The 23,026-nt window shown below is 74.8% G+C and carries 22 protein-coding genes; 15 read left to right on the top strand and 7 right to left on the bottom strand.

Annotated elements, in window-relative coordinates:
* Nucleotides 1–47: 47 nt before the first annotated feature.
* The 5 genes from ACFT41_RS21510 to ACFT41_RS21490 all read right to left on the bottom strand — a co-directional run bounded on the left by ACFT41_RS21510 (nucleotide 48) and on the right by ACFT41_RS21490 (nucleotide 5,340).
* On the bottom strand, nucleotides 48–2,858 hold the full coding sequence (locus ACFT41_RS21510) for an FtsX-like permease family protein (protein WP_377587962.1): 2,811 nt from the start codon (nucleotides 2,856–2,858) through the stop codon (nucleotides 48–50).
* Complete coding sequence (locus ACFT41_RS21505; RefSeq protein WP_377613959.1) at nucleotides 2,855–3,697, bottom strand: ABC transporter ATP-binding protein; 843 nt, start codon at nucleotides 3,695–3,697, stop codon at nucleotides 2,855–2,857. The genes ACFT41_RS21510 and ACFT41_RS21505 overlap by 4 nt, the downstream gene beginning before the upstream one ends.
* Nucleotides 3,694–4,287: a PadR family transcriptional regulator gene (locus ACFT41_RS21500; RefSeq protein ID WP_377587963.1), complete on the bottom strand. Its 594-nt coding sequence runs from the start codon at nucleotides 4,285–4,287 to the stop codon at nucleotides 3,694–3,696. The genes ACFT41_RS21505 and ACFT41_RS21500 overlap by 4 nt, the downstream gene beginning before the upstream one ends.
* Nucleotides 4,288–4,378: 91 nt before the next feature.
* Complete coding sequence (locus ACFT41_RS21495) at nucleotides 4,379–4,828, bottom strand: ferritin-like domain-containing protein (RefSeq protein WP_377587964.1); 450 nt, start codon at nucleotides 4,826–4,828, stop codon at nucleotides 4,379–4,381.
* A complete protein-coding gene (locus ACFT41_RS21490; protein WP_377587965.1) occupies nucleotides 4,825–5,340 on the bottom strand; it encodes a hypothetical protein in 516 nt (171 codons plus the stop codon). Before ACFT41_RS21490 ends, ACFT41_RS21495 begins: the two co-directional genes overlap by 4 nt.
* Before the next feature lie 173 nt (nucleotides 5,341–5,513).
* Between ACFT41_RS21490 and rimP the strand changes: the two genes are divergently transcribed.
* From rimP to ACFT41_RS21435, 11 genes are all read left to right on the top strand, one after another.
* Nucleotides 5,514–6,206, top strand: coding sequence for a ribosome maturation factor RimP (rimP, locus tag ACFT41_RS21485; RefSeq protein WP_377587966.1), 693 nt, complete (start codon nucleotides 5,514–5,516; stop codon nucleotides 6,204–6,206).
* Nucleotides 6,203–7,246: a transcription termination factor NusA gene (nusA, locus tag ACFT41_RS21480; protein ID WP_377587967.1), complete on the top strand. Its 1,044-nt coding sequence runs from the start codon at nucleotides 6,203–6,205 to the stop codon at nucleotides 7,244–7,246. The genes rimP and nusA overlap by 4 nt, the downstream gene beginning before the upstream one ends.
* Before the next feature lie 16 nt (nucleotides 7,247–7,262).
* Nucleotides 7,263–7,595, top strand: coding sequence for a YlxR family protein (locus tag ACFT41_RS21475; RefSeq protein ID WP_077936697.1), 333 nt, complete (start codon nucleotides 7,263–7,265; stop codon nucleotides 7,593–7,595).
* A gap of 93 nt (nucleotides 7,596–7,688) precedes the next feature.
* Complete coding sequence (gene infB, locus ACFT41_RS21470; RefSeq protein ID WP_377587968.1) at nucleotides 7,689–10,706, top strand: translation initiation factor IF-2; 3,018 nt, start codon at nucleotides 7,689–7,691, stop codon at nucleotides 10,704–10,706.
* 90 nt (nucleotides 10,707–10,796) lie between these two features.
* Nucleotides 10,797–11,090, top strand: coding sequence for a DUF503 domain-containing protein (locus ACFT41_RS21465; RefSeq protein ID WP_074473882.1), 294 nt, complete (start codon nucleotides 10,797–10,799; stop codon nucleotides 11,088–11,090).
* A 134-nt stretch (nucleotides 11,091–11,224) separates the two neighbouring features.
* Nucleotides 11,225–11,731, top strand: coding sequence for a 30S ribosome-binding factor RbfA (gene rbfA, locus ACFT41_RS21460; RefSeq protein ID WP_377587969.1), 507 nt, complete (start codon nucleotides 11,225–11,227; stop codon nucleotides 11,729–11,731).
* Nucleotides 11,728–12,768 (top strand): bifunctional oligoribonuclease/PAP phosphatase NrnA, encoded by a 1,041-nt coding sequence (locus ACFT41_RS21455; protein ID WP_377587970.1) that lies wholly within the window; start codon nucleotides 11,728–11,730, stop codon nucleotides 12,766–12,768. The genes rbfA and ACFT41_RS21455 overlap by 4 nt, the downstream gene beginning before the upstream one ends.
* 64 nt (nucleotides 12,769–12,832) lie before the next feature.
* Nucleotides 12,833–13,240, top strand: coding sequence for a hypothetical protein (locus ACFT41_RS21450; RefSeq protein WP_377587971.1), 408 nt, complete (start codon nucleotides 12,833–12,835; stop codon nucleotides 13,238–13,240).
* Entirely contained in the window at nucleotides 13,240–13,449 is a 210-nt protein-coding gene (locus tag ACFT41_RS21445; protein ID WP_377587981.1) for a DUF6186 family protein, read from the top strand. Before ACFT41_RS21450 ends, ACFT41_RS21445 begins: the two co-directional genes overlap by 1 nt.
* A gap of 511 nt (nucleotides 13,450–13,960) precedes the next feature.
* Nucleotides 13,961–14,473, top strand: a complete 513-nt coding sequence (locus ACFT41_RS21440) for an AAA family ATPase (protein ID WP_377587972.1) — start codon at nucleotides 13,961–13,963, stop codon at nucleotides 14,471–14,473.
* Nucleotides 14,474–14,715: 242 nt separating this feature from the next.
* Nucleotides 14,716–16,035: an MATE family efflux transporter gene (locus ACFT41_RS21435; RefSeq protein ID WP_377587973.1), complete on the top strand. Its 1,320-nt coding sequence runs from the start codon at nucleotides 14,716–14,718 to the stop codon at nucleotides 16,033–16,035.
* A 92-nt stretch (nucleotides 16,036–16,127) separates the two neighbouring features.
* Here ACFT41_RS21435 and ACFT41_RS21430 read toward each other — a convergent pair whose 3' ends face one another.
* Nucleotides 16,128–17,294, bottom strand: coding sequence for a hypothetical protein (locus ACFT41_RS21430; protein WP_377587974.1), 1,167 nt, complete (start codon nucleotides 17,292–17,294; stop codon nucleotides 16,128–16,130).
* 88 nt (nucleotides 17,295–17,382) lie between these two features.
* Complete coding sequence (locus ACFT41_RS21425; protein ID WP_377587975.1) at nucleotides 17,383–17,715, bottom strand: hypothetical protein; 333 nt, start codon at nucleotides 17,713–17,715, stop codon at nucleotides 17,383–17,385.
* 89 nt (nucleotides 17,716–17,804) lie between these two features.
* Between ACFT41_RS21425 and truB the strand changes: the two genes are divergently transcribed.
* The 4 genes from truB (at nucleotide 17,805) to ACFT41_RS21405 (ending at nucleotide 22,936) form a co-directional block, all read left to right on the top strand.
* Nucleotides 17,805–18,689, top strand: a complete 885-nt coding sequence (gene truB / locus ACFT41_RS21420; protein ID WP_377587976.1) for a tRNA pseudouridine(55) synthase TruB — start codon at nucleotides 17,805–17,807, stop codon at nucleotides 18,687–18,689.
* A gap of 83 nt (nucleotides 18,690–18,772) precedes the next feature.
* Nucleotides 18,773–19,708, top strand: a complete 936-nt coding sequence (locus ACFT41_RS21415; RefSeq protein ID WP_377587977.1) for a bifunctional riboflavin kinase/FAD synthetase — start codon at nucleotides 18,773–18,775, stop codon at nucleotides 19,706–19,708.
* 237 nt (nucleotides 19,709–19,945) lie between these two features.
* Entirely contained in the window at nucleotides 19,946–20,215 is a 270-nt protein-coding gene (gene rpsO, locus ACFT41_RS21410; protein WP_109804764.1) for a 30S ribosomal protein S15, read from the top strand.
* Between the two features lie 339 nt (nucleotides 20,216–20,554).
* Nucleotides 20,555–22,936: a polyribonucleotide nucleotidyltransferase gene (locus tag ACFT41_RS21405; protein WP_377587978.1), complete on the top strand. Its 2,382-nt coding sequence runs from the start codon at nucleotides 20,555–20,557 to the stop codon at nucleotides 22,934–22,936.
* Nucleotides 22,937–23,026 lie beyond the last annotated feature (90 nt).

The raw sequence follows: 23,026 nt of genomic DNA, 5'->3' as shown, positions 1-23,026 counted from the left end.
GGCAGGCTGTCAGTCGAGCGGCAGGCTTTCGGTCGAGCGGCCGGCTGTCAGTCGAGGCGGCGCTCGACCGCCAGCCGGGACCGGGTGAACAGGCCCGCGCCGACCATCGCTACCAGCGGCACGACCACCAGCACACCCAGGGTGAGCCAGGGGACCACGATCGGGTACGGCTCCGGCACCGGCCAGGCCGTGTCGTACCGGCGGTTCAGGGCGACCAGGATGATCACCGCCGTGCCCAGCCCGACCACGATGCCCAGCGCCGAGCCGAGCCCGGCGATCACCCCGGCCTGGCACAGCGAGAGGATCCGACGCATCCGGGGGCTGGCGCCCACGGCGCCGAGGGTGGACAGGTCCGCCCGCCCCTCGGCGGCGGCGAGGCCGGTGGCGACGGCCGCCGCCCCCACCGTGATCAGGCCGGAGCCGACGGCCAGCACCAGCAGCAGGGAACGCTGGTCGCTGCCCAAGGTGCCCCGTTCGACGATCACGTCGAGCGGGCCGAGCCGGCGCAGCTCGACGTCGAGGCGGTCCTGCTGGGCGGGGGTCGGGGCGGTGGCGGTGGCCACCGCGTACCCGAGTTGCCGGGTGCCGAGCCCGAGCCGGGCGGCGGCGGCGTGGGACACCATGAGCCGGTCCCCCCCGATGCCGCCGCGCAGCGCGTACCCGGGGACGGTGGCGGTCGCGGTCACCACGGGTTCCGGGTCGGTCTCCGCCCGGGTCGCCGTGAGGGTGAGCCGGCCGGCGAGGAGATAGCGCTCGTCGGTCACCACCGCGCCGCCGGCCGCCAGCACCCGCCGGGCGGCGGCCACCTCCTCGGGGCCGGCCCCGGTCAGCGCCGCCAGCGCGTCGCCGTCGTCGACCGAGACGGGCACGGAGTAACCCGTTGATCCGCCCTCCACCCACCCGCGGCACCGCGGGTCGCTGCGGGCGCGGGCCCGCATGTCCGCGTCGCGCAACTGTTCCACCTGGTACGGGCAGGCCCGGCCGGCCGGCAGCTCCGCCCGGACGTCGCACCAGTCGCCGTCGTCGGACGGCACGGGGCAGGCCGGGGCGTCGACGCGGGCCACCGTGCTGCCGGGCAGCGTCGCGGCGGCCACCTCGGCGATCCGGGGCACCGGCGGCAGTGCCGTCGCGTCGCCGGGGCCGATGATCATGGCGTGCCCGTGCGGCATGGCCGGCAGGTAGGTGGCGTGGGTGCGGGCGCTGTCGCTGGCCACGTAGCCGCCGAGGGCGACGCTGCCGGCGACCGCCGCCATCACCGCCGAGATCGCCGGTGCGGCCGAGGAGCGGTTGCGGCTCGCGTCCCGCAACGCGATCCGGGGGGCCAGGGGGAGCCACCGGCCGGCCCGGGCGAGCAACCCGACCAGCGTCGGGGTGACGAACACCAGCCCCAGCTCGCCCAGGACCACCCCGGCGAAGAGCACCGCCAGGGCGTCCCGGTTGGCCCCGAGCGCGGCCCCCGCCACGCCGACCGTGGCCAGCAGCACGCCGATCAGCGGCCAGCGCCTCCGGTGCTCCGGCGGGGTGCGTCGCCCGGCGAGCCCGGCCACCACGTCCTGCCGCGCGGCGGTCCAGGCCGGCGCCAGGGCCGCGAGCACCCCGGCCAGCACCGCGACCGCCGCGATCGCCCCCAGCGCGGCCGGGAAGACGCGGTACGCGCCGAAGCGCGCCCCGAAGACGTACTCCTCGATGAACGGGCGGCCCGCGAACGCGCCGGCGACGCCCAGCGCCAGCCCGGCGGCGGCCCCCGCGCAGCCCAGCACCACCCCGTCGGCCAGCACGATGCGGCGCAGGTGCGCGGCGTCGCCACCGGCCACCGCGACCAGGGCGAGGTCGCGGCGGCGGCGCCGCACGCCGACGGCGAACGCCGGCCCGACGAGCAGCACCACCTCGAGCAGGCCGAGCCCGCCCACCAGGAGCGTGGTGCTGGTGTCCTCGACGCTGAGCGCGATGTTCAGGCTGTCGGGCTCAGCCGTGGGGTGCGGCGCCGGGGCGCGGGCGACCACCACGATCCCGCGCGCGTTGAGTCGCTCCGTGAGCCCGGGGTCGGCGTCGGCCGGCAGGTCGACGAGCCAGCTCGACTCGTTGCGCGGCTCGGCCGGTTGGACCGTGGGTGGCAGCGCCACCGTGGGCCGCAGGTTGTCCGCGAACTCCACCACCCCGACCACGGTCCGCTCGGCCGACCCGTCGGCCGGGACGATCCGGTCGCCGAGCCCCGCGCGCAGCCGGCGCAGCGCCGCGCGGTTGAGCCCCACCTCGTTCGAACCGGTCGGGGGGCGGCCGGCGAGCACCCGGCCCTGCCCGCGCAGCACCGGGTCGGTCAGGTCCAGCAGTCGCCCGTCGACCGGCTCGCGCCTGCCCCCGACGCGGGCCTCGAACGACACCCACCAGCGGACCTCGGCGACGCGGCTGCCGGCCGGCAGCAGGGCGGTCAGCTCGCCAGCGGTGACCGGGCGGGTCCGCCCCGGTACGCCGTCGCGCTGGTACGCGGTGTCGCCCCAGGCGTCCTGCGCCACCGGGCCCTCGGCCGTCCAGCGCAGCTCCGCGTCGGCGGTCCCGAGCCGCCGGTCGATCCGCTCCGCCCGGCTCAGCTCCGCCATGTCGTAGCTGACGGCGGAGAGGGTCAGGCCCAGCACCGGCAAGGTGATCATCGCGAGCACCAGCGCGGTCCGCCCACGGGCGCGCAGCGCCTCCCGCCGGGCGATGCGCAGGGCTGCCTGCCAGGAGCGCAGCGCCGCCAGCAGCCGCCGGTCGCGGGCGGGTCGCCCCGGCCGCCGGGCCCGGCCGGCGTCCGGCCCGGTCGGGGCGGTTGCCGGGTGCGGGTCGGCCGACGGCGGGGCGGCGCGGCGCCCGGTGCTCACCGGCCGCTGCCGGCCAGTAGCTGCTCGACAGCGCCCAGCGGGGCCGTCGAGTCCACCATGACGCCGTCGCGCAGGAACACCACCCGGTCGGCCCAGCCGGCGTGCCGGGCCTCGTGGGTGACCAGGACGGCGGCGGCGCCCGCGTCGACCCGGCGGCGCAGCAGGCGCAGCACGGCCTCGCCGGTCTGCGAGTCCAACGCGCCGGTCGGCTCGTCGGCCAGCACGAGCCGCCGCTCGCCGACCAAGGCCCGGGCGATGGCCACCCGCTGCTGTTGCCCGCCGGAGAGCTGGTCGGGGAAGCGGTCGCCCAGCTCGGCGAGGCCCACCTCGGCGAGCGCGGCCTGGGCCGCCCGCCGGCCCTGGCGTACGCCGACGCCGTCCAGCTCGAGGGGGAGCGCGACGTTCTCGGCGGCGGTGAGGCTGCCCAGGAGGTTGAGGTTCTGGAAGATGTAGCCGATCCGTCGGCGGCGCAGCCGGGCCAGCGCGCGGCGGTCCAGCGCGCCGAGGGTCTGCCCCTCGACGCGGATCTCGCCCGCGGTCGGGCCGTCCAGGCCGCCGGCGAGGGCGAGCAGGGTGGACTTGCCGGAGCCGGAGGGCCCCATCACGGCGACCAGCTCGCCGGGGGCGACGGTGAGGCTCACCCCGCGCAGGGCGTGCACGGCCGCCTCGCCGCTGCCGTGGGTGCGGTGCACGTCGCGGACGTCGAGCACGGCCGTTCCCGCCGCCGTGCCGGAACCGGGCGTGCCCGAGCCGGTGGCGGCGGACCCGGTGGCGTCGGGCCCACGGGGCGGGTCGGGTGGGTCGGGGCGGGTCGTCGGCGCGCCGCCCGTCCCGCTCATCGCCGCGCCTCCTCGCCGTCCCGGTCCGCCTCCGCCGGCCGCCCCGGACCCGCCCGGCCCCCGGGCCCCGGCGCGGGCCGGTGCCGGACCAGGCTCGTCTCGCAGTGGTCCAGCCAGCGGATCTCCGCCTCGGCCTGGAACACCATCGCGTCCAGCACCAGCCGCCAGGGCAGGTCCTCGGGACGGTCGCTGGCGTACTTCAACCGCGTCAACTCCTGCAACGCCCGCATGGTCGCGGTGCGCTGGGTCTGCACCACCGCCCGTACGTCCACCCCCGGGGTGGTCAGGGCCAGGGCCAGCTTGATCGCCAGCTCGTCGCGGGGACGGTCGGTGCGGCTGATCGGGGTCGCGAACCACAGCGCCAGGTCCGCCCGTCCGGCGTCGGTGATCTCGTACGGCCGCTGTCCCGCCTCGCTCTCCGGCAGCGGCCGGACCAGCCCGTCCCGTTCCAGGCGGGACAGGGTGGTGTAGACCTGCCCGATGTTCAGCGGCCAGGTCGAGCCCGTCGACTCCTCGAACGCGGCCCGGAGCTGGTAGCCGTACATCTGGCCGCGTTCGAGGAGCGCGAGCAGGCCGTGACGGATGGACATGGCTCCGAAGTATGCATACCTGGTATGCCGTCCGCAATCGGCGGTCCCGCCGGGGCGGCCAGCGCAAACGCCCAGGTCCCGGTCAGCGCGGTCAGGTGGGGCGGCCGGGGAAGGTGACGGTGACGGGAGTCACCCCGGCGGTGCGCCGCCACCGGGTGGCCCGCACCGCGCAGTCGGTCAGCGCCGCGAGGGCCCGGTCGCGGTCCTCGCCCGTGGTGTGCGGCAGCGCCACGCGCCAGAAGGCGGCGGTGCGCTCCTCCACCTCCACCGCCAGCCGCAGCGCGCTCGCGGCGTCGGTGACGGGGAACGGCAGCGTGTATCCGGCCTTGTCGGCGGGGACGGTGCTGCCGGCGGCGCTGAGCTGGAGCAACAGCGCGTCCCGTCGGGACCGGTGCGCCGCCTCGGCGCGGCGGGCGGCCGTGCGGGCGGCGTCGGCGAGGCGTACCCCGATCACCCCGTACGCGAAGATCGCGGCGTACTCGGCGGTGAGCGCGCCGGCCAGGGCCTCGGCTGGCCCGGACGGTGCCTGTCGGTGCCTCACCGCAGCGCCTCCACGTGGGTCGCCCGGGCGGCGGCGATCGAGCCGACCAGGGCCGCCCGGTCGGCCGGGGCCTCGGCGCAGAGCTTCGCGGCCGCCTCGCGCCCGCGCTGCTCGGCCTCGCGCAGCGCGGCCAGCACCGCCGCCCGGTCACCGTCGGTGCCGGTGGCCCCGGGCGACGGTGACGGTTCCGGTGAGGTCGCGGGGCGGCCCGTCAGCTTCGCCAGCTCGCCGGCGTGCGCCTCGTGGGCGTCGGCGATCGGAGTGAGCAGCTCGGCCAGGCCCGGGTCGGCGGCCAGGGCGGCGCGGTGCCGGGCGGCCAGCTCGCGGGCCTGCGAGGCCAGGGGTTCGAGCGGGTCGGGCACCTGGCCGCGCCCATCGCCCCGGTCGAACAGAGCACAGCCGGTCAGCGGCGCGACGGCCCCGCCGAGCGCCAGGAGCGCGCCCGCGCGCAGGAGGTTTCGCCGGGAACGCCCGGGTGCTCGGTCGTGCGGTGTCGTTCTGCCCCTCGCCACCGGACAAGTCAACACCATCGGAGCGGATACATGGGCCAAGGGCGTCGGTGCGCCGCCCGGTCCGCCGTGCCGCAGGCGCGTTACGCTCTGCGCAGCCACCGGCGCGTCCGCCCCGGTGGCGTGCCGGCATGGCGTCCCGATCGGGCGTCGTGGTTCATGAAGGGGTGCGCCAGATGACGCAGCGTGGCCGTGCCACCAGGCCGACGGGGCCGACGGGGAGACCCCGGCGCGCCGACGGCCCTCGTGGTGGTGACCGCGTCGGTGGCCCCCGGGTGGACCTCGCCGCGCGGCGGTCCCGGTTGCGCGCGGTGATCGAACCGGTGGTCAACGGGGTCGGGTACGACCTGGAGGACGTCTCCGTCTCCCGGGCCGGCCGCCGGCACGTGGTGCGGGTGATCGTCGACGCCGACGGCGGGATCAGCCTGGACGCCGTCGCCGACGTCTCCCGGGCCGTCTCCGCCGCGCTCGACGCGGCCGAGGAAGCCGGCGGCGACATCCTCGCCGGCGAATACCAGCTGGAGGTCAGCTCCCCCGGGGTGGACCGCCCGCTCACCCTGCCCCGGCACTGGCGGCGCAACGTCGGCCGGCTGGTGAAGGTGACGGTCCGGGCCGCGCTGCCCGGGCAGCGCGCCGAGCAGCCCGCCGGCGACCGGCAGGTCACGGGCCGGGTGGTCGAGGCCGACGACGAGCGCGTGGTGCTGGAGACCGACTCCGGCCGCGCGGAGTTCGGCCACGCCGAGCTCGGCCCCGGCCGGGTGCAGGTGGAGTTCCACCGCCTCGACGAGGTCGCCGACGACGAGTTCGGCGACAGCTCAGACATTGACGATATCGACGACGAAGATGATGTGGAGGACGAGGAGAGGTGAACATCGACCTCGCGGCGCTGCGCGCACTCGAGCGCGAGCGGGAGATCCCGTTCGACACGATCCTCGCGGCGATCGAGACCGCGCTGCTGACCGCCTACCGGCACACCGACGGGGCCGAGCTGCACGCCCGGGTCGAGATCGACCGCAAGACCGGCGCGGCCCTGGTCTACGCCCAGGAGTTGGACGACGACGGCACGGTGGTGCGGGAGTGGGACGACACCCCGCACGACTTCGGCCGGATCGCGGCCATGACCGCCAAGCAGGTGATCCTCCAGCGCCTGCGGGAGGCCACCGACGAGGTGCACTTCGGCGAGTACGTCGGCCGCGACGGCGACCTGGTAACCGGCGTGGTGCAGGCGCACGAGGCGCGCAGCGAGAAGGGCATCGTCAGCGTCGACCTGGGCAAGCTGGAGGGCGTGCTGCCGCAGTCGGAGCAGGTCCCCGGCGAGCGGTACGCCCACGGCGAGCGGATCCGCTGCGTCGTGGTGCACGTCGCCAAGGGCATGCGCGGGCCGCAGATCACCCTGTCCCGGTCCCACCCGGCGCTGGTGAAGAAGCTGTTCGCCCTGGAGGTGCCGGAGATCGCCGACGGGACCGTGGAGATCGGGGCCATCGCCCGGGAGTCCGGCCACCGCACGAAGATCGCGGTGCGCTCCACCACGCCCGGCGTCAACGCCAAGGGTGCCTGCATCGGCCCGATGGGGCAGCGGGTCCGCGCCGTGATGAGCGAGCTGCACGGCGAGAAGATCGACATCATCGACTGGTCGGACGACCCGGCGACCTTCGTGGGCAACGCGCTCTCGCCGGCCAAGGCGCTGCGGGTCGAGGTGGTCGACCTGGCCACCCGGACCGCCCGGGTGACCGTTCCGGATTTCCAGCTGTCCCTCGCGATCGGCCGGGAGGGGCAGAACGCCCGGCTTGCTGCCCGATTGACCGGTTGGCGGATCGACATCCGGTCGGACGCGGAGCAGGCGACGACGGCCGCGCGGAGCGGGGCTGATCACGTCCGGGAACCGGGCGGCGCGATCTCGGGCAGCTAGGGGTAGACTTCCTCCAGTGGTACGACGCGCGCTGCCGGAGCGCACCTGTGTGGGCTGCCGGCGACGTGCGCCGGCCAGCGAATTGCTGCGGATCGTCGCGGTCGGCGACGAGGCTGGTCACAGCCTCCGGCCCGATCCGGCTCGCAGGCTGCCGGGTCGGGGAGCGAACATGCACCCGGATCCGGCCTGCTTCGCGCTGGCAGTGCGCCGCCGTGCCTTCGGGCGCGCGTTGCGCGTCACCGGGGTCGTCGACCACGGTGTGCTGGCCGAGCACGTCGATGCGCCAACCACTACGTCCGGTCATCCCGACCGGGCGAGGGTCGCTAGCAAGGTAGGACGACCGACATGAGCACACGATGAAGTCCCTGAAATGACCAGGCTTCAAGTGCAGGAGTGAGGTCGCTGCGGGTGCTGCCCGCACGACCTCGGAGTGAGGAGTGCAGTGGCAGGTAAGGCCCGCGTACACGAGCTTGCCAAGGAGCTCGGGGTCGAAAGCAAGACCGTTCTCGCCAAGCTGAAGGAAATGGGCGAGTTCGTGAAGTCCGCGTCCAGCACCGTCGAGGCGCCCGTCGCCCGGCGGCTGCGCAACGCCTTCGTCGCCTCCGCCGGTTCCCCGGCACCGTCCGCCCTTCCGGCGGCCACCCAGAGCCCGACGTCGACCCCGACTACGACGCCGACCCCGGGTGCCCCCCGGGTCGCGGCGAAGCCGATGCCGCCCCGGCGGCCCGGCCCGCCGACCCCCGGACCGAAGCCCAAGGGCCCGGTCCCCGGCCCGCCGCAGCCGGCGACCCCGGTCGCCAAGCCGGCGAGTGCCCACGACATCGAGGTGGCCGCCGCCGAGGCGCGCGCCGCCGCGCTGAAGGCCGAGCAGGAGGCCGCGGTCAAGGCCGCCCAGGCCGCCCGCCAGCAGCAGCGCGAGAACGTCCGCCGGGAGCCTCCGGCGGAGGGCGGTCCCCGCCCCGGCCCGCGTCCCGGTCCGGGCGCGATGCCGCCCCGCCCGGGTTCCCCGGCCGCCGGTCGTCCCGGTGGCCCGGGTCAGGGCCAGGGTCCCGGTGCCCGGCCGGGCGGTCGTCCGCCGGCGCGCGGTGCCGGTAACAACCCGTTCGGCATCCAGGGCGGTCAGCAGCAGCGGCCCCCGGCCGCCGGTGGCGGCGGTCCCCGGCCCAGCCCGGCGGGGATGCCGCCGCGGCCGAGCCCGGCGTCCATGCCGCCCCGGCCGAGCCCGGCGTCCATGCCGAGCCAGCGCCCCGGCCGTCCCGGTGGCCCCGGTGGCCCCGGCGCGGGCCGTCCCGGCGGTGGCGGCGGTGCCGGTCGTCCCGGCGGCGGTGGCGGTGGCTTCCGCGGCGGTCCCGGTGGCGGCGGTGGTGGCGGTGGCTTCCGCGGCGGTCCCGGTGGCGGCGGCGGTGGCGGTGGCTTCCGCGGCGGTCCCGGTGGTGGCGGCGGCGGTGGCGCTCCCGGCGGCGGTTTCCGTCCGGGCGCACCGGCCGGCGGCGGTGGCCGTCCGGGTGGTGGCGGTCGTGGCCGTGGCGGCGGCGCTGCGGGCGCCTTCGGGCGCCCGGGTGGCAAGCCGACCCGGGGCCGCAAGTCCAAGAAGCAGCGCAGACAGGAGTTCGACAACCTGTCGGCCCCGACCATGAGCTCGGGTGCCCCCCGGGGTCAGGGTCAGGTCGTCCGGCTCTCCCGTGGTGCCTCGCTGTCGGACTTCGCCGACAAGATCAACGCCAACCCGGGTTCGCTGGTCCAGGAGATGTTCAACCTGGGCGAGATGGTCACCGCGACCCAGTCCTGCTCCGACGAGACGCTGCTGCTGCTGGGCGAGCACCTCGGCTTCGACGTGCAGATCGTCAGCCCGGAGGACGAGGACCGCGAGCTGCTCGCGCAGTTCAACATCGACCTCGACGCCGAGGTCGCGGAGGACCGCCTGGTCAGCCGTGCGCCGGTGGTGACCGTCATGGGTCACGTCGACCACGGTAAGACCAAGCTGCTCGACGCGATCCGCAAGGCGAACGTGGTCGCCGGCGAGGCCGGTGGCATCACCCAGCACATCGGCGCCTACCAGGTCCACGTCCCGCACGAGGGCGAGGACCGGGCGGTCACCTTCATCGACACCCCGGGTCACGAGGCGTTCACCGCCATGCGGGCCCGTGGTGCCCAGGTCACGGACATCGTGGTCCTGGTGGTGGCGGCCGACGACGGCGTGATGCCGCAGACCATCGAGGCGCTCAACCACGCCAAGGCGGCGGACGTGCCGATCGTGGTGGCGGTCAACAAGGTCGACAAGCCGGAGGCCAACCCCGACAAGGTCCGCCAGCAGCTGACCGAATACGGGCTGGTCGCCGAGGAGTACGGCGGCGACACCATGTTCGTCAACGTGGCCGCGAAGCCGGGCATCGGCATCGACGAGCTGCTCGAGGCCGTCCTGCTCACCGCCGACGCGTCGCTGGAGCTGACCGCTCCGATCGACGGGCCGGCGCAGGGTGTGGCCATCGAGGCCCACCTGGACAAGGGTCGGGGCGCGGTGGCGACGGTGCTGGTGCAGAAGGGCACCCTGCGGGCGGGCGACTCGATCGTCGCCGGTGGGGCGCACGGCCGGGTCCGGGCGATGCTCGACGAGAACGGCAACCAGGTCGCCGAGGCGGGTCCCGCCCGTCCGGTGCTGGTGCTCGGTCTCACCGCGGTCCCCGGGGCGGGCGACACCTTCCTCGCGGCGGCGGACGACCGCACGGTGCGGCAGATCGCCGAGCAGCGGCAGGCACGGCGGCGGGCGGCGTCCTTTGCCAACTCCCGTGGCCGGGCCACCCTCGAGACGCTCATGGAGCAGCTCAAGGAGGGCGAGAAGACCTCGCTCAACCTGGTGCTCAAGGGCGACGTCTCCGGTTCCGTGGAGGCGCTCGAGGACGCGCTGTTCAACCTCGACATCCCCGAGGAGGTCCAGCTCAGGATCATCCACCGGGGCGTGGGCGCGATCACCGAGAGCGACGTCATGCTCGCGAGCGCCTCGTCCGAGGCGGTCACGATCATCGGCTTCAACGTGCGGGCCGCCAACAAGGTCCGCGAGATCGCCGACCGCGAGGGCGTGGAGATCCGGTACTACACCGTCATCTACCAGGCCATCGAGGAGATCGACGCCGCGCTCAAGGGGCTGCTCAAGCCGGAGTACGAGGAGGTCGAGCTGGGCAGCGCGGAGATCCGCGACGTGTTCCGCTCGTCCAAGGTCGGCAACATCTCCGGCTGTATCGTCCGGTCGGGCGTCATCCGCCGCAACGCCAAGGCGCGGCTGCTGCGGGACGGGTCGGTCGTGGCGGACAACCTCACGATCAGCTCTCTCAAGCGGTTCAAGGACGACGCGACGGAGGTCCGCGAGGGCTTCGAGTGTGGTCTGACGCTGGGCGGTTACAACAACGTCCAGGTCGGCGACGTCATCGAGACCTTCGAGATGCGGGAGAAGCCGCGCGCCTGACGCGTCCGACGCACTGATCGAGGGGTTTACGCCCGCAACGGCGTAAACCCCTTGATCATGCGGGGGGCACTGCGGGTATCGTCCGGGGCGATGTTCACCGGAACCGTGGTCTTCGACCTGCTGCTGCCGGGTGACTCCCGGTCGCTCAAAGCCAAGAGATCCTACGTACGGCCGATCGTGGCGGCGCTGCGCCGCTTCGAGGTCTCGGCTGCCGAGGTGGGGGCGCTCGACCTGCACGGTCGGGCGGAGATAGCCGTGGCCGTGGTGGCCGCGGAGGGCGCGCACGTGCGCGAGGTGCTCGACTCCTGCGAGCGCCTGGTGGCGGGCCGTCCGGAGGTCGAGCTGCTGTCGGCCCGCCGGCGCCTGTACGGCGACGACGACTGAGCGTGCGGGCGGTGCCGCCCGGGAGCGGCGGTCGGCCCGATCACGAAGGTAGTGTTCGCATTGTTGGCCGGTCGGATCCGGCGGCGCCCGCGCCGCCGGCCGGCCGGGAGTCCGACGCCGTGGAGGTGGGCGAGATGACGGATCCGGCCAAGGTACGCCGGCACGCGGAGCGTATTCGCGAACTGGTCGCGTCGGTGGTGCGGAGCCAGATCAAGGACCCGCGGCTCGGCATGATCACCATTACCGACGCCCGGATCACCGCCGATCTGCGCGACGCCACGGTGTTCTACACCGTCCTCGGTGACGCGGCGGCCCAGTCCAGCACGGCGGCGGCGCTGGAGAGCGCCAAGGGGATGCTGCGCAGCACGGTCGGCAAGGCCCTCGGGCTGCGCCACTCGCCGAGCCTGACCTTCGTTCTCGACGACGTGCAGGACCAGGTCAAGCAGATCGACGACCTGCTCGCGGTGGCCCGCCACGCCGACGCCGAGGTGCAGCGCCTCGCCGCCCAGGCCAAGTACGCGGGCGACGCCCAGCCGTACCGGCTCGACGAGGACTCCGACGACGAGGCCGACGAGGCCGACGAGGCTGCGGGCTCCGCCGCCGTCGACTCCGACGCACCGCGCGGCGCGGACCGGCCGTGACGGACCCGGCGGCCGGCGCGGTCGGCACCGGGCCCGGGGAGGCCGACTGGGCGGCGGCCGTGGCGGCGGTGCGTGACCTGCCGGCCGACGCGCAGGTCCAGCTGATCTGCCACGTCAACCCCGACGGCGACGCGCTGGGCAGCATGCTCGGCTTCGGGCTGGGGCTGCGTCAGCTCGGCGTGCGCCAGCTCCGGGCGACCTTCCCCGGCCCGCCGGAGGTGCCGGAGCCGTTCCGCGCCCTGCCGGGCCTCGACCTGCTGGTCCCCGAGCAGGACGCGTATCCCGCGCCGCACCTGGTCGTCTGCTTCGACGCGGCGAGCGTGTCGCGGCTCGGTGGCTTGGTCGACCGGCTGACCACGGCCGGCACGGCGCTGGTGCTCGACCACCACGCCTCGAACACCATGTTCGGTGGGATCAACCTCGTCGACCCCCGGGCCGCGGCCACCTCCGTGGTGGCCGAGGAGCTGCTGGCCCGCCTCGGGGTGCGGCTGGACGCGGGGATCGCCGAGGGCCTCTACGTCGCACTGAGCACCGACACCGGGTCGTTCCGGTTCGAGGCGACCACCCCGGCGGTGCACGAGCTGGCGGCCCGGTTGCTGGCCACCGGCATCCGCCCCGGTGACATCTCCCGCCGGGTCTTCGACACCCGGCCCTTCGGCGCGGTGCGGCTCTTCGGCGAGGTGATGTGCCGGGCCCGCCTGGAGCCTGCGGCGGCCGGGGGCAACGGCCTGGTCTGGACGTACGCCACGCTCGACGACCTGGCCCGGCACGACCAGCGACCGTACGTGCTGGAGGCGCTGATCGACTCGGTGCGGTGCACCGCCGAGGCGGACGTGAGCTGCGTGGTCAAGCAGGTCCGCCCCGACGGGTGGGCGGTCTCGATGCGCAGCAAGGGCGCGGTGGACGTCAGCCGGGTCGCGGTCGCCCTCGGCGGCGGCGGCCACAAGTTCGCCGCCGGCTTCACCGGCCGGGGCACCGCCGACGACGTGGTGGCGAGCATCCGCGTCGAGCTGGACAAGGCGCTGATCGGCGCGTAGATCAGGGACGACTCCGGGGGGTGTCGGCCTTCCCGCGCTGCGTGACGGCGGGGACAATCGGGGGATGGAGCATCCGAGCGAGCTCTCCGTAGCGGAGCCCCGGGCGTGGGACCGCCCCGTGGTCACCGTGCCGGTGCTGGTCTGCCTCTCCCTGGTCGGCGGGCAACTGCCCTCGTTCTCCGCCTCGGCGAACCTCTGCACCCTCGGCACCGGGGGAGCACTGATCTGGCTGGGCCTGGGCAACCGGGTGCCACGCCGGCCGGCCCCGCGCCGGCTCGGCGCGGGCGCGGTCTGGTGGGTGCTCCCGGCGGCCGTGTTCGGCGTCTTCGAGGGGGTCACCTTCGTGCTGGCCGTCGGCGACGAGTTCCCCACCTTCTCCCGGCTCGCCGACCCCCTGCTGGAGGACGAGCTGGTCCGCTCCGCGGCCTGGTTCGCCTGGCTGGCCGCGTTCTGGGGGCTGGTGCGGCGATGATGCGGGCCCTCGCCATCGGCGGCTTCCTCACCGCCCTGGCGCTCTTCGCCGTCGTCGAGTGGGCGGCCCGCCGTCCGGGCTCGCGCGTCCCGTCGTTGGCCGACGTCTGCGCCTATGTCATGCGATACGAGGTGGGCCCGGTCCCCGTCGGCCGGATCGGCCTGTTCGGCTTCTGGTGGTGGCTCGGCTGGCACTTTCTCGCCCGCTGACCGATGCGCGGCGGGCACCTCGCGGGACACCCCGGCGTGTCCAGATGGCGGGAACAGCGGGCAGCATGTGGACCTGAACGATAACTTGGGAATCGATCGGTGCCGTGGCTGCGGCGCAGGTCCCAGGCGGTGGCGCCGCACCCGACGCCGCCTCCCCCCAGGGTCGGACCGACCCGGGCGCACGCGCCAAGACCGGCCGCTCCGGTGATCCCGGGCCGCCGTCGGGCGTCCAGCACGACCGGCCGTCGGGCCGCCGTGTCCCCGTGACCCACATCCCTGGAGGGAATCCCCATGTCCGGCAAGCCCAAGCCCGAGAACACCGACGAGGCGCGCGAGCAGGCCCGCCGCGCGCTCCAGACGTCGATGGACACCCGCCAGTGACCCAGTGCGACCGGCGGTGATGCTGCCGACGCGCCGCGCCGCCGGCATCACCGCCCGACCGGTCCCGCCCGACCGGTCCCGCCCGACCGGTACGCCCCCTGAGGCCCCGCCCCGGCTATCCTGCTCGGGCATGCGGCGAATCCTGGTCGTCGGCAGTTCCGGCGCCGGCAAGAGCACCCTGGCCCGTGCGGTCGCCCGGCGGCTCGACCTGCCGCTGGTCCACCTCGACCGGCACTACTGGCGGCCCGGGTGGGTCGCCCCCGACCGCGCCGTCTGGCGCACCACCGTCGCCGCGCTCGCCGCCGAGCCCGCCTGGGTGATGGACGGCAACTACGGCAGCACCCTCGACCTGCGGCTGCCCCGCGCCGACCTGCTCGTCCTGGTGGACCTGCCCTGGCCGCTCTGTCTCGCCCGGGTCGTCCGCCGCCGCTGGGCCCGGCGCTCGTCCGGCCGTCCCGACCTGCCCCCCGGCTGCCCCGAGCGCCTCGACCTCGACTTCCTCGGCTACGTCGCCCGCTACCCGCGTCGGTCCCGTCCACGAGTGTTCGCGGCGGTGGCCGGCCATGCCCCGGAACTGCCGGTGGTCCGGCTGCGCAGCCGCGCCCAGGTGCGCCGCTGGCTGGCTCTCCTGCCGCCCCCTTGAGCGACCCGCCCCGGCCCGCGGCCCACGCCCACGCCCGCGTCCGGCCCCGTGCCGCGCCGCCCCACGTCAAAAATCGTGCTCGATGTCAGAAGGAGTGGTATCCGCCCGGGCTGGAGGCCACTCTTTCCGTGTTCGAGCGCGATCACCTCGGCGGCCACCCCAACGGAAGGCGGGGCGTGGGTCAACAGTAAGGGATCGCTGGTCTTGCGGCCCTTACTCAGGCCGTGTCAGGATCGGCGTCGATGACCCAGCCTGCCCCTGCCCCTGCCGTGGCCTCGCCGCGCCGGATCGCCGCGCTCGCCGTGCCGGCCCTCGTGGTGCTCGCCGCCGAGCCGCTCTACGTGCTGGTCGACACGGCGGTGATCGGCCACCTGGGGCGGGTGCCGCTCGCCGCGCTCGCCGTCGCCGGCACCGTGCTGACGTTGATCGCCTGGCTGGGCACCGTCCTGGCGTACGGGATCACCGGGCGGGCCGCCCGCCGCTTCGGCGCTGGCGACCGGGCCGCCGCCGTCGCCGAGGGGGTGCAGGCGTCCTGGCTCGCGCTCGCAGTCGGGGTGCTGGTCGCGGCCGGGATGCAGTTCGGCGCGGCCCCGCTGGCCGAGGCGCTCGCCGGCCCCGGGGAGGTCGCCGACGCGGCGGCGCAGTGGCTGCGGGTCGCCGCGCTCGGCGCGCCCGGCCTGCTGCTCGCCGCCGCCGGCAACGGCTGGCTGCGCGGCGTGCAGGACACCCGTCGGCCGCTGTGGTTCGTGCTCGGCCCCAACCTGCTCTCCGCGCTGCTCTGCGTCCTGCTGGTCTATCCGGTCGGCTGGGGGCTGACCGGCTCGGCGGTGGCGAACGCGCTGGCGCAGACCCTCTCCGGTGCCCTGTTCGTCGCCGCCCTGGTCGGTGAGCGGGTGGCGCTGCGGCCCCGCCCCCGGGTGATGCGCCAGCAGGTGCTGCTCAGCCGCGACCTGCTGGTGCGGGGCGTCGCCTTCCAGGCCAGCTTCCTGTCCGCCACCGCCGTGGCCGCCCGGTTCGGGGCGGCGGCCGTCGGCGGGCACCAGATCGCCGTACAACTGTGGTTCTTCACCGCCCTGGTGCTCGACGCCCTCGCGATCGCCGCGCAGGCGCTGGTCGGGGCGGCGCTCGGGGCCGGCGACGCCGCCGGGGCGCGCGCCCTGGCCCGCCGGATGGCGCTGCTCGGAGCGGTCTGCGGCGTGGCGTTCGCGGTGCTCATCGCCGTCGGGGCCGGCGTCGTGCCCGGCCTGTTCAGCTCCGACGCCCAGGTACGCGAGCAGGCCACGGTCGCCTGGCCGTGGCTGGTGGCGCTGCAACCGGTCGGCGGCGTGGTGTTCGCCCTCGACGGAGTGCTGATCGGCGCGGGGGACGTCCGCTACCTGCGCAACCTCACGATCGTCGCCGCGTTCGGCGGGTTCCTGCCGGCGATCTGGCTGGCGTACGCGTTCGACCTGGGCCTCGGCGGCATCTGGGCCGGGCTGACGCTGTTCGTGCTGCTCCGGCTCGCCGCCCTGCTGCTGCGGCTGCGCTCCGGCGGCTGGGCGGTCGTCGGCGCTGTGCGGTAGGGAAGGGCCCCTGTTGACGCATACGGTAGAGAGGGAGCCCTTCTCACGCCCCCAACCGCACGCGCTCACGCCGGCCGTGGACGCCGGACGGGTCAGCAGGTGCCGGGAACGCGGGCGGCGCGCTCCGGGTCGAAGACCTCCGTCAGGGGCACCGAGCCGGCCGGTCCGCCCCGGAGCCGGTACCGCCCAGGTTCCACGTCGAGTCGGCCCGTCTGGCCCAGCTCGTCGCACATGGCGTTCCAATGAAGGGCCTCGGCGGAGGCCAGCCAGAGGCCCCGCGCCCCGGGCACGACATCGTCGGGGTGGGGAAACTGCCAGACCAAAGTGTCCCGGACGACCACCAGGTTGGCCTCGGGCGGTGCCTCACCGGCCAGCCGTTCGAAGGCGTACACCCAGGAGAACCTCGTGGTGACCGCCAGCATGCGGACCCCGCTGTCGTCCTCGGTGGCCTCGTAGGCGACCTTCCCCGACACCCTGGTCTCGTCGACGTGGCGGAACTTGCGAGCGAACTGGGTGGCGAAGAGCCGCCGCCTGCTGTCGGCGAGGAGCGGCGTGAGGTCCGTGCGGGCATCCTTCGCCAGCACCTCGAGGAACCGATGGGGGTCACCACCCAGCATGGTGTCGGCCAGGCGGCTCTCGATCAACGCCCGCCGGGTCGCATCGAGCGCCGCCTGCACCTGCGCCTCGCTGAACGGGCCGGTGGCCCGCGCCGGGGGCAGGATGATGCCCCGCTCCCCGACGGCGAAGCCGGCGGCGGGGGTGCCGGCGAAGTAGTCGCGCGGCCCGCTGGCCGAAGGGGTCGGCGTCGGCGTCGGCGCGGTGGCGGTGCGCACGCCCTCGGTGACGGTGCCGACGACGACCGCCGTCGCGCCGAGCAGACCCACCGCGCCCAGCACGACGACGGCGACGAGGAGCTTCCCACGATGTTGTCCCCAGGCCAGCCGCCGCCGCTCCGACCGGTCCAGTTCCTGCTCCGTGCCCACCTGGCGCATCCAGTCCGGCACCCGCAGCTCTTCGTCGACGCGGGCGACGGGCGACCGGCCCGGCCTGGCCACGGGGCCGCCGTCAGATCCGGCAGCCGCGACGGGAACGGGGACCGGGTCGGGAGCATGGGTGGCAGCCGCGCCCCGCGACTCGGGCTCGTGGGCGGCAGCGGGATCGGCGATCGGGTCGGGACCGGGCTCGTGGGCGGCGGCCGGGCCGGGGGTGCTGCTCGGGTGGTCGGTGGGTGCCGCGACGGGCGGCTGCGGGTCGGTCATCGCGCGATTCCTGGTCTACGACGGGACGAGGGCGCATGATCTTCGCACCCGCCGCCCCGCCCGCGTAGCCCCGCGAGTAGGGCCGGACTCACGGGTTGCCGGACCGCATCCGCGCGAACAGGTAGGCCGTGCCCGCGACGAGGACCGTCGCCACCACGGCGACGGCCACGAACGACGTGATCGCCGCGACGACGGGGTGTCGTTCGCTGAACCGGCTCCGGTCCCGCCAGTGCCATATCGCCCGCCGGGCCTCCCGTAGCCTCGGCGCGGCCTCCACCAGGTCGGACAGGCGCCGGCCGAGGGTCGGCCGGGGCTGCGGTGGGTTGCGCATCCACTCTGGTAGGTCGACCCGGGCGCGGTGCTCGGGCGAGGGGGGCGTGCGCGAGGGCACGCCCGGCGGCGTGCTCGGTGGTGTGCTCACGGGGCTCCAGGGGACGAACGAGCAGGGGTACGCCGCATTGTGCCGTGCGGTGACGGACGGCATGAACCCGTCTGGCAGGCTTGGCGGTCGTGAGCGCAGACGGTCTGATCGTGGTCGACAAGCCCGGCGGCATGACGTCGCACGACGTGGTGGCGCGGATCCGTCGCCTGGCGCGGACCCGACGGGTCGGGCACGGCGGCACCCTCGACCCGATGGCCACGGGCGTGCTGGTGATCGGGGTGGGGCGGGCGACGCGGCTGCTGACATACGTCATCGGTGCCGGCAAGAGCTACGCCGCCACCGTACGGCTCGGGCAGGCCACCGTCACGGACGACGCCGAGGGGGACGTGATCGCCACCACGCCGGTCGACGCCGTCGCCGACGAGGCGGTCCGGGCGGCGTTCGCCGCGCTCACCGGCGAGATCGACCAGGTGCCGAGCGCGGTGAGCGCCATCAAGATCAACGGCGAGCGGGCGTACAAGCGGGTGCGCGAGGGCGAGACCGTCGACCTGCCCGCCCGTCGGGTCACCGTCAGCCGCCTCGACGTGCTGGCCGTCCGTCGGGGCACCCCCGGCGTGGTGGACGTGGACATCGACGTGACCTGCTCGTCCGGCACGTACATCCGGGCGCTGGCGCGGGACGCGGGCCTGGCGCTGGCCGTCGGCGGGCACCTCACCGCGCTGCGCCGTACGGCCGTCGGTGGTTTCGCCCTCGGCGAGGCCGCGACGCTCGGCGAGTTGGAGCGGCGGGCCCCCGAGGTGGTCAACCTGGCCCTCGACGCGGCGGCCGACCGGTTCTTCCCGCGCCGGGAGGCCACCGCGGACGAGGCGAAGGTGCTCTCCCACGGCGGCCCGCTCGACCCGGCCGGGATCACCGGGCCGTACGCCGTCTTCGGACCCGACGGCGCTCTGATCGCTATCGTCAGCGAGCGGGACGGCCGGGCCCGCGCGGAGATCGTGCTCGCCCCGGCGTGACGACGGGGAAAGGGGACCGCCGGCCTCGACCGGCGGGGTACGACCGGCCGAGGCCGGCAGGGCAACGACAGGGGAGGAGCGTCATGCAGCGGTGGCGGGGGTACGACGCCACGCCCGATGGCTGGGGCCGTTCGGTCGTCACCATCGGCGTCTTCGACGGCGTGCACAGGGGCCACCAGGCGACGATCGGGCACACTGTGGCCCGCGCCCGTGAGCTGGGGGTGCGGTCGGTGGTGGTGACGTTCGACCCACATCCGGCCGAGGTGGTCCGCCCCGGCTCGCACCCGGCGGTGCTCACCGAGCTGACCCGCAAGGCCGAGCTGATCGGGGCGCTGGGCGTGGACGTGCTCTGTGTGGTGCCGTTCACCCCGGAGTTCTCCCGGCTGCCCGCCGACGCGTTCGTGCACGACATCCTGGTCGAGCACCTGCACGCCACCCTCGTGGTGGTGGGGGAGAACTTCCGGTTCGGGCACCGGGCGGCCGGCGACGTGGCGCTGCTGGAGGAACTCGGCCGCACGTTCGGCTTCGCCGTCGAGGACGCGCCCTTGGTGTCGGAGGCCGACACCGTCTTCTCGTCCACGTACATCCGGGCCCGCGTCGACGCCGGCGACGTCGCCGCGGCGGCGTCCGCGCTTGGTCGTCCGCACCAGCTGGAGGGGGTCGTGGTCCTGGGCGACCAGCGGGGCCGGGAGCTGGGCTTCCCGACGGCCAACCTGCTCTGCCACCCGCACGCGGCGGTGCCCGCCGACGGCGTCTACGCCGGCTGGTTCCTGCGCAAGGACGGTCGAGAGCGGCTGCCCGCCGCGATCTCGGTGGGGACCAATCCGACGTTCTCCGGCCGGGACCGGCGGGTCGAGGCGCACGTGCTGGACTTCTCCGGCGACCTGTACGGCGAGCGGGTGGCCCTCGACTTCACCGAGCACGTGCGCGGCCAGGTGCGGTTCGACGGGGTCGAGCCGCTGATCGCCCAGATGAACCAGGACGTGGCGCGGATCCGCCGGCTCCTGGGGATCGCCTGATCGGCCGCCGGCCGGGTGGCGGCGCGCCAAGGCCGCCCGGCCCAGGCTGCTGGGCGGGCCCGGCACCGGGCTTGGCGGGCGGCTCCGCCGGAGGCTGGTAGGCTGGCGGGGACGTCGGCTGACCGACGTGGGGCCTCGCGTGCCTGCACGACGCCGCGGGAGCGAGGAGCCGGTCCGTTTCCGGTCCCCTGACCGATCCGACGGACATCACCGAACAACCCACGAAACAGGGAGAACATGGCGCTCGACCAGGAAGCCAAGGCCAAGATCCGCACGGAGTACGCGACCGCCGAGGGCGACACCGGTTCGCCGGAGGTGCAGGTCGCGGTCCTCACCAAGCGGATCGCCGAGCTCACCGAGCACCTGAAGGTGCACAAGCACGACCACCACAGCCGCCGTGGGCTGCTGCTGCTGGTCGGCCGCCGCCGTCGGCTGCTCAACTACGTCCAGAAGAAGGACATCAACCGCTACCGGTCGCTCATCGAGCGGCTCGGCCTGCGCCGATGACGTCACGGGGGAGCGGCCCACCCGGGTCGCTCCCCCGTTCGGCGTCTGCCACCTGAACGCCCGTTCGGCGTCCAGGATCTGACGGAGCAGGCCGTCAGGAGGGACTGGAGGAACAGCCTCCAGGGCCCGCAGGAGCAGGCCCTCAGGGTTTGAGGGCACGAAGGAACAGCAGGGGCCGCGCGACCACCCGACAGGGAGCCGGTCAGCGTACCGGTCTCCGGTAGTGGCCCCCGGGAGCCCCGGCAGTCGCCGGCACCCCGGGCGCTTCGATCGAAGACCGGCCGTCTGAGCAGCTCCCCGCGTCGCGGACCCCCCGATGCGAAGGAGCACCACCGCACCATGACCGAGCACAACCTCGGCACCGAGTCCCGCACCGCCGTGATCGACAACGGGTCCTTCGGCACCCGCGAGATCACCTTCTCCACCGGCCGGCTGGCCCGCCAGGCCGCCGGCTCCGTCGTCGCCCAGCTCGGCGAGACGGTCGTCCTGTCCGCCACCACCGCCGGCAAGCAGCCGAAGGAGCAGTTCGACTTCTTCCCGCTGACCGTCGACGTCGAGGAGCGGATGTACGCCGCGGGCCGGATCCCCGGCTCGTTCTTCCGCCGCGAGGGCCGCCCCAGCGAGGACGCGATCCTCACCTGCCGGCTGATCGACCGGCCGCTGCGCCCGTCGTTCGTCAAGGGCCTGCGCAACGAGGTCCAGGTCGTCGAGACGATCCTCGCGCTCGACCCGCAGCACCCGTACGACGTGGTGGCGATCAACGCCGCGTCGATGTCGACCAAGCTCTCCGGCCTGCCGTTCTCCGGCCCGATCGGGGCGACCCGGGTCGCGCACGTCGACGGCCAGTGGGTGGCCTTCCCGACCCTGGAGGAGCTGGCCCGAGCCACCTTCGACATGGTCGTGGCCGGCCGTACCCTCGCCGACGGCGACGTCGCGATCATGATGGTCGAGGCCGAGGCGACCCCGAACGCCGTGACCCTGATCGCGGGCGGCGCCACCGCCCCGACCGAGGAGATCGTCGCCAGCGGCCTGGAGGCCGCCAAGCCGGCCATCCGCGAGCTGTGCCGCGCGCAGAGCGAGCTGGCCGAGGTGGCCGCCAAGCCGGTCGCCGAGTTCCCGGTCTTCCTCGACTACCAGCCCGACGCCTACGACGCGGTGGCCGACGTGGCCCGCGCCGAGGTCGCCGAGGCCCTCAAGATCGCCGGAAAGGCCGACCGCGAGGAGGCCCTGGACCGGATCAAGGCCAAGGTCGCCGAGGAGCTGGGCGGCCGCTTCGAGGGCCGGGAGAAGGAGCTGTCCGCCGCATTCCGGTCGCTGACCAAGTCCGAGGTCCGCAACCGGGTGCTGCGCGAGCAGGTCCGGATCGACGGCCGGGGCCCGCGCGACATCCGTCCGCTGACCGCCGAGGTGGGCGTGCTGCCCCGGGTGCACGGCTCGGCGCTGTTCGAGCGGGGCGAGACCCAGATCCTGGGCGTGACCACCCTGAACATGCTGCGCATGGAGCAGATGGTGGACACCCTCTCGCCGGAGAACCGCAAGCGCTACATGCACAACTACAACTTCCCGCCGTACTCGACGGGTGAGACCGGCCGGGTCGGCTCGCCGAAGCGGCGTGAGATCGGCCACGGCGCGCTCGCCGAGCGGGCGCTGATTCCGGTGCTGCCCTCGCGCGAGGAGTTCCCGTACGCCATCCGGCAGGTCTCGGAGGCGCTCGGCTCCAACGGCTCCACCTCGATGGGCTCGGTCTGCGCCTCGACGCTGGGCCTGCTCTCGGCCGGTGTGCCGCTGAAGGCGCCGGTGGCCGGCATCGCCATGGGCCTCATCTCCGACGAGGTCGAGGGCAAGACGCGGTACGTGACGCTGACCGACATCCTCGGCGCCGAGGACGCGTTCGGCGACATGGACTTCAAGGTCGCCGGCACGCCGGAGTTCGTCACCGCGCTCCAGCTCGACACCAAGCTCGACGGCATCCCGTCGGACGTGCTGGCCGCCGCGCTCCAGCAGGCGTACGAGGCCCGGCAGACCATCCTCGAGGTGATGCAGCGGGCCATCGAGTCGCCGGCCGAGATGTCGGAGTACGCGCCGCGGGTCACCACCGTGAAGATCCCGGTCGACAAGATCGGCATGGTGATCGGCCCGAAGGGGCAGACGATCAACGCCATCCAGGACGAGACCGGCGCCGAGATCTCCATCGAGGACGACGGCACCATCTACGTCGGCGCGACCAACGGCCCGTCGGCCCAGGCCGCCGTCGACCGGATCAACGGGATCGCCAACCCGACCCTGCCGAAGGCGGGGGAGCGGTTCCTGGGCACGGTGGTCAAGACCGCCGCGTTCGGCGCGTTCATCTCGCTGCTGCCGGGCCGGGACGGCCTGCTGCACATCTCCAAGGTGGGCGACGGCAAGCGGGTCGACAAGGTCGAGGACTTCCTCAACGTCGGCGACAAGGTCGAGGTGGAGATCGCGGACATCGACGCCCGCGGCAAGATCTACCTGGACAAGGTCCGCCCGGAGGGCGCCGAGGCGCCGGCCGCCACCGGCGATGTCGCCGGCGACGAGCGTCCGGCCGGCCGGGGCGGCGACCGGGGCCCGCGCGACCGTGGGGACCGCGAGCGCGGCGACCGGGGCGGTCGTGGCCCGGGCGGCGGCGAGCGCGGCCAGGGCGGCGGCGAGGGCGGCGAGGGCGGCGAGCGTCCGCGCCGCCGGACCCGGCACAGCTGACGTTCCCACCACCGCCGGCCGCCCGCACCCGGGCGGCCGGCGGCACCGCACCACCCACCCCTCGTCGAACTGAGAGCAGGTTTCCGTGAG

The sequence above is a fragment of the Micromonospora sp. NPDC057141 genome, from assembly GCF_042670805.1.
Classification (GTDB): Bacteria; Actinomycetota; Actinomycetes; order Mycobacteriales; family Micromonosporaceae; genus Micromonospora.
The sequence above is the reverse complement of the archived record's forward strand: the minus strand, read 5'-3'. Positions and strand labels throughout refer to the sequence as shown.